Origin of the sequence: Pseudomonas psychrophila HA-4 (assembly GCF_000282975.1) — a bacterium.
Classification (GTDB): Bacteria; Pseudomonadota; Gammaproteobacteria; order Pseudomonadales; family Pseudomonadaceae; genus Aquipseudomonas; species Aquipseudomonas psychrophila_A.
This window is the reverse complement of record NZ_ALJC01000119.1, coordinates 38,059-44,205: the sequence shown is the minus strand read 5'-3', so window position 1 is coordinate 44,205 and position 6,147 is coordinate 38,059. Positions and strand designations below refer to the sequence as shown.

Annotated in this window: 5 protein-coding genes; all 5 read left to right on the top strand. The window is 57.9% G+C overall.

The window, feature by feature from the left end:
- Positions 1-362 precede the first annotated feature (362 nt).
- Positions 363-632 carry a hypothetical protein gene (locus B347_RS0120545; RefSeq protein WP_019411577.1) on the top strand — a complete coding sequence of 90 codons (270 nt, stop codon included), beginning with the start codon at positions 363-365 and terminating at the stop codon, positions 630-632.
- Between the two features lie 310 nt (positions 633-942).
- On the top strand, positions 943-3,072 hold the full coding sequence (gene flhA, locus B347_RS0120535) for a flagellar biosynthesis protein FlhA (RefSeq protein WP_026014320.1): 2,130 nt from the start codon (positions 943-945) through the stop codon (positions 3,070-3,072).
- Positions 3,073-3,083: 11 nt separating this feature from the next.
- A complete protein-coding gene (flhF, locus tag B347_RS0120530) occupies positions 3,084-4,397 on the top strand; it encodes a flagellar biosynthesis protein FlhF (protein ID WP_019411574.1) in 1,314 nt (437 codons plus the stop codon).
- A gap of 115 nt (positions 4,398-4,512) precedes the next feature.
- Positions 4,513-5,343: a flagellar synthesis regulator FleN gene (fleN, locus tag B347_RS0120525; RefSeq protein WP_019411573.1), complete on the top strand. Its 831-nt coding sequence runs from the start codon at positions 4,513-4,515 to the stop codon at positions 5,341-5,343.
- Entirely contained in the window at positions 5,343-6,083 is a 741-nt protein-coding gene (gene fliA, locus B347_RS0120520; RefSeq protein ID WP_019411572.1) for an RNA polymerase sigma factor FliA, read from the top strand. The genes fleN and fliA overlap by 1 nt, the downstream gene beginning before the upstream one ends.
- The last annotated feature ends 64 nt before the right edge of the window (positions 6,084-6,147 follow it).

The following is a 6,147-nucleotide window of genomic DNA, read 5'->3' as shown; positions in this document are numbered from 1 at the left end:
AGTCGACTACACAATCGCGTGGCGACAGATGCAATTTTTAGATCAAAAACAAAGCCCACCCATTTATCGGCAGCGTCGTACAGGTTTGCCGCTTGCCGCATTTGTCCCTCGACGCTTATAGTCCGCGCTCGCCCTCTCGGCGACCAGGTTTGGCGACTTGGAACTTAACCATAGATGCAGAAGCGTTGTGAGTCCTTGCGCGCACGATTTGTGTATTGCTTGGCTTTATGGCGGTTGTGCGTGGGAGATCTTCGGGTCTGCCGGGATTTCTATGGTTATCCGGTTCGCCAACCTACGCACAGCTGCCACCCATTCGTTTGGCGACGATGGGAGCTTTTGCTTTTAACCATTGGAAATCACTCATGACGCATTCTCCCTATATCCCGCTAACCGCCATCGACTGCACGATTCCCGCCTTGTTGATTGATCGCAACGCGCCACTCGACGTGTTGCATGCCAATGCCGCTGCCCGCGTTTTGGCGGTGACTCAATTGATGGAAACCTTCGCCAGCCGCGACGTACAAAACGCCGACGCCGTTGACCTTAAACACTTGGCAACCACCGCCATGATGCTGCTGCGCGATGGCTGCGACGTGCTCGATGTGCTGGGCTGGCGCTTGAAGCCGGTGTAACCCTCAATACCTTCTTTGTTGAAGGCGTCTACCAGCCCGTAGCAGTTGCCGAGCGTGCGAGGCTACGTCCGGCTGCGTAGCAGTCGTAAACAGGCTGTCGCGGTCTTTCAGTTAAATCGGGCTCTCAGACTTTACGATCGCTGCGCAATCGGACGTAGCCTCGCACGCTCGGCAACTGCTACGAGGCTTGGTGCTCAGCAGCTATGCGTAGATCATGTGGCCATTTGCCAAAGTTGGAAGGCTTCTTGCAGTGGCAGGCCCCAAGCCGCATCTGGCGTCAAAAGTTTGCTAAAGGTTTGTCGCAATGTCATTGGATCGCTCTCAGTTAATCAACACCGCACGCAACGGTCTGGCCGGTTTGGGTCAGGGGCAGTTGGGTGTGCCGCTGTTGTTGCTGGTGATGCTGGCCATGATGATGCTGCCCATCCCAGCTTTTCTCCTGGATGTGTTTTTTACCTTCAACATCGCGTTGTCGATTGTGGTGCTACTGGTGTGCGTTTATGCGCTGCGGCCCCTTGATTTCGCCGTGTTCCCGACCATTTTGTTGGTCGCGACGTTAATGCGACTGGCGCTCAACGTGGCCTCGACCCGGGTGGTGATGCTCCACGGTCAAGAGGGTCACGCCGCTGCCGGTAAGGTGATTCAGGCATTCGGTGAGGTGGTGATCGGCGGCAACTACGTGGTCGGTATCGTGGTGTTCGCGATTTTGATGATCATCAACTTTGTGGTGGTGACCAAAGGTGCCGGGCGTATTTCCGAGGTCAGCGCGCGGTTCACCCTCGACGCCATGCCCGGCAAACAAATGGCGATTGACGCCGACCTTAACGCTGGCTTGATCGATCAAAACCAAGCCAAGCTGCGCCGTCAGGAAGTCGCCCAAGAGGCTGAGTTCTACGGCTCGATGGACGGTGCCAGCAAGTTCGTGCGCGGTGACGCTATCGCCGGTTTGTTGATTCTGTTTATCAACCTGATCGGTGGCATGGCGGTCGGTATTTTCCAGCACAGCATGACGTTCAGCGAAGCTGGCAAGGTATACGCCTTGCTGACCATCGGTGACGGTCTGGTGGCGCAATTGCCGTCGCTGCTGTTATCGACGGCTGCCGCGATCATGGTGACCCGTGCCTCGGGCTCCGAAGACATGGGTAAGCAGATCAATCGCCAGATGTTCGCATCCCCCAAGGCGCTGGCTGTGTCGGCGGGCCTGATGGCGGTGATGGGGATGGTGCCCGGCATGCCGCACTTTTCATTCCTCAGCCTGGCCGCCGTCGCCGGTGGCGCGGCTTACCTGATGTGGAAAAAACAAAACGTGGTCAAGGTGCAGGCTCTGCAAGAGGTGAAGCGCCAGCAAGAGCTGCTGCCTTCGCCAGCCCGCGCCCAAGAAACCAAGGAGCTGGGTTGGGACGACGTCACGCCCATCGACATGATCGGGCTGGAAGTGGGCTATCGCCTGATCCCGTTGGTGGACCGCAATCAGGGTGGGCAGTTGCTGGCGCGGATCAAGGGTGTGCGTAAAAAGCTGTCTCAAGACTTGGGCTTTTTGATGCCGACTGTACACATTCGCGACAACCTCGATTTGGCGCCCAGTGCATACCGCCTGACCCTGATGGGGGTGATTTTGGCCGAGGCCGAGATTTACCCAGACCGTGAGCTGGCGATTAACCCTGGCCAGGTGTTCGGCACTCTTAACGGGATTACCGCCAAAGACCCAGCCTTTGGCCTAGAAGCGGTGTGGATCGAAGTCAGTCAGCGCAGTCAGGCGCAATCACTGGGCTATACCGTGGTCGATGCCAGTACCGTCGTGGCGACGCACCTGAATCAGATTCTGTACAAGCACTCCCACGAGCTGATTGGCCATGAAGAAGTGCAGCAATTGATGCAGTTGCTGGCCAAGTCTTCACCTAAATTGGCCGAAGAGTTGGTGCCGGGTGTCTTGAGTCTGTCGCAGTTGCTTAAGGTCTTGCAGGCGCTGCTGGCCGAACAGGTGCCGGTGCGCGATATACGCAGCATTGCCGAGGCTGTCGCGAACAATGCCCATAAGAGTCAAGATACTGCCGCGTTGGTTGCCGCTGTGCGGGTCGGCTTGTCTCGCGCCATCGTGCAAAGCATTGTCGGCGTTGAGTCTGAGCTGCCTGTGATTACCTTGGAGCCAAGGTTGGAACAAATATTGCTGAATAGTTTGCAGAAGGCAGGTCAAGGTCAGGAAGACGGTGTTTTGCTGGAGCCAAGCATGGCTGAAAAACTCCAACGTTCGTTGATCGATGCGGCTCAGCGTCAGGAAATGCAAGGCAATCCAGTGATCTTGCTGGTGGCCGGCCCGGTACGCGCTATGCTTTCGCGGTTTGGCCGTTTGGCTGTGCCTAACCTGCACGTGCTGGCGTACCAGGAAATTCCTGACAACAAGCAAGTGACGATTGTTGCGACAGTTGGCCCTAACGGCTGAGGGTTTGATTTATGCAAGTGAAGCGATTTTTCGCCGCCGACATGCGTCAGGCCATGAAACTCATTCGGGACGAATTGGGGGCTGATGCCGCCATTATTGGCAATCGCCGGATCGCGGGTGGCGTTGAGTTGACCGCGGCGCTGGACTACAAACTGTCCGCGCTGGCACCTAGGGTGCCCAACGTCGAACTGGAAGAAGAGCTGCGCAAGACCCAGTCGAAGATTGTCTCGGCCCAAGCTGAGTTGAGTCTGCGCGGTGAGGGCGATGCCGAGGCGAGCCGTCAATTGTTCGCAGGCTTGCCGCTGACGGCTGCCGAACCCTTGATTGAGCCCACACTCGTAGAACCCCCGCGCCCGCTTCCCGCGCCTGCAGCGTCGATTGATCAGCGTGCTTTCGATAATATGCGCAACGAGCTCAATGGCCTGCGTGAGTTGCTCGAAGTGCAACTGGGCTCGCTGGCCTGGAACCAGTTGCAAGGCTCAAGGCCCGAACAGGCCAACTTGTGGCGTCGTTTGCAGCGCATCGGTTTGTCCGGTCCGCTGTCACGTGATTTGTTGGCGCAAGTGGCACAGATAGATGAGCCGCGTCAGGCCTGGCGGATGTTGTTGGCGTACCTGGCGCGCATGATTACGACCCCGGAGCTGGAGCCGCTTGAAGAGGGCGGCGTGATCGCGATGGTCGGTCCCGCAGGCATGGGAAAAACCACAACGCTGGCTAAGCTGGCGGCGCGTTATGTACTCAAGTACGGCGCGCAAAATATCGCATTGGTGAGCATGGATAGCTTTCGTATCGGCGCCCAGGAGCAGCTTAAAACCCTGGGGCGCATTTTGAATGTACCGGTGACCCACGTGGCCCCCGGCCAGTCGTTGGGCCAAACCCTTGAGCCGCTGGTGCGCAAGCGCGTGGTGCTGGTTGATACCGCGGGCCTGCAAGCCAGCGACCCGGCGCTGCGCCTGCAACTCGATAGCCTCGCGGGGCGCGGGATCAAGGCGCGCAACTACCTCGTGTTGGCCACGACCAGCCAGAAACAAGTCCTGGCGGCGGCTTATCTCAGTTACAAACGCTGCGGGCTGGCGGGTTGCATTCTTACCAAACTGGATGAAACGGCGAGTCTGGGCGAGGTGTTGAGCTTGGCAATCGGTCACGCGTTGCCGGTGGCGTATCTCACCGATGGTCCACGGATCCCCGACGACCTTCACCTGCCGCGTCGTCACCAATTGGTTAGTCGGGCCGTCAGTGTGCAAATGCAAGAAGAACCCAGCGAAGAAGCCATGGCCGATATGTTCGCTGATATCTACCACAGCCCGCCCAAACGGGTTGGCTGAGGTAGCGATGATTACGTTGCAATGTACCTACATTGATGGTCTGCACGGTGTTGTTCCTGGGGAACACGCAGCAGTCTCTGTAGCCGCGTCTAAGTAAGACAAGGTAAAAAAGATCATGGGCAGCATGCATCCCGTACAGGTGATCGCAGTGACCGGCGGCAAGGGTGGCGTCGGTAAAACTAATGTGTCAGTCAATTTGTCCATCGCATTGGCCGAAATGGGTCGGCGCGTCATGTTGATGGACGCCGACCTTGGGTTGGCGAATGTTGATGTTCTGCTGGGCCTGACCCCCAAATTTACCCTGGCCGATGTGGTCGAGGGTCGTTGTGAGCTGCGTGACGTATTGCTCCAAGGCCCCGGTGGGATTCGTATCGTGCCAGCGGCTTCGGGCACCCAGAGCATGGTGCACTTGAGCCCTGCGCAACATGCGGGCCTGATTCAGGCCTTCAGCGATCTGAGCGATAACCTGGATGTGCTGGTCATCGACACGGCCGCTGGGATTGGCGAGTCGGTGGTGAGTTTTGTGCGCGCCGCCCAGGAAGTGCTGCTCGTGGTATGCGACGAGCCGACCTCAATCACCGATGCCTACGCCTTAATCAAGCTGCTCAATCGTGACTACGGCATGAACCGCTTCCGGGTGTTGGCGAACATGGCTCAGAGCCCTCAGGAAGGGCGCAATCTGTTCGCCAAATTGACCAAAGTGACTGACCGTTTCTTGGACGTGGCCCTGCAATACGTCGGCGCCGTGCCCTACGACGAATGTGTTCGTAAGGCTGTGCAAAAGCAGCGTGCTGTGTACGAAGCTTTCCCGCGTTCCAAGTGTTCGCTGGCGTTTAAGGCCATTGCCCAGAAGGTGGATACCTGGCCGTTGCCGGCTAACCCGCGTGGTCATCTGGAATTCTTTGTCGAGCGCTTGGTACAGCAAGCGGGTGGGGGACGGGTCTAATGACTGCCAGCGGCTATCGCATGTACAGCAAGCCGTCGCGTGACAGCCAATATGAGCTGATAGAGCGCTACGCGCCGCTGGTTAAGCGCATTGCGTATCACCTGCTGGCGCGTTTGCCCGCCAGCGTGCAGGTAGACGACCTGATTCAGGCTGGCATGATCGGCCTGCTTGAAGTGTCGAGCAAATACGACGCCACCAAGGGCGCGAGTTTTGAGACCTACGCGGGTATCCGCATTCGTGGCGCCATGCTCGATGAAGTGCGCAAGGGTGACTGGGCGCCGCGTTCGGTGCACCGCAATACGCGCATGGTCAGTGATGCCATTCGGGTAATTGAAGCTAAAACCGGGTGTGACGCTAAAGATCACGAAGTTGCGGCCGAACTTAAGTTAAGCCTTGATGATTATTACGCCATCTTGAACGACACCCTGGGCAGCCGCCTGTTCAGTTTCGACGACCTGTTGCAGGACGGCGAACACGAAGGGCTGCATGAAGATGGCGCCAGTGCTCACCTTGAGCCGTCGCGAGACCTGGAAGATGAACGCTTTCAGGCCGCGCTGGCCGAAGCCATCAGCCTATTGCCGGAGCGCGAACGGCTGGTGCTGGCGCTGTATTACGACGAGGAACTCAACCTCAAGGAAATCGGTGAGGTGCTGGGGGTGAGCGAGTCGCGGGTCAGTCAACTGCACAGCCAGTGCGCAGCACGCTTGCGCGCGCGTTTGGGCCAGTGGCGAGCGCACTAAGGCGTACGCAAATCCTGTAGCCGCTGCCGCAGGCATATCGATTGTTAAATGCACCGAATTGATT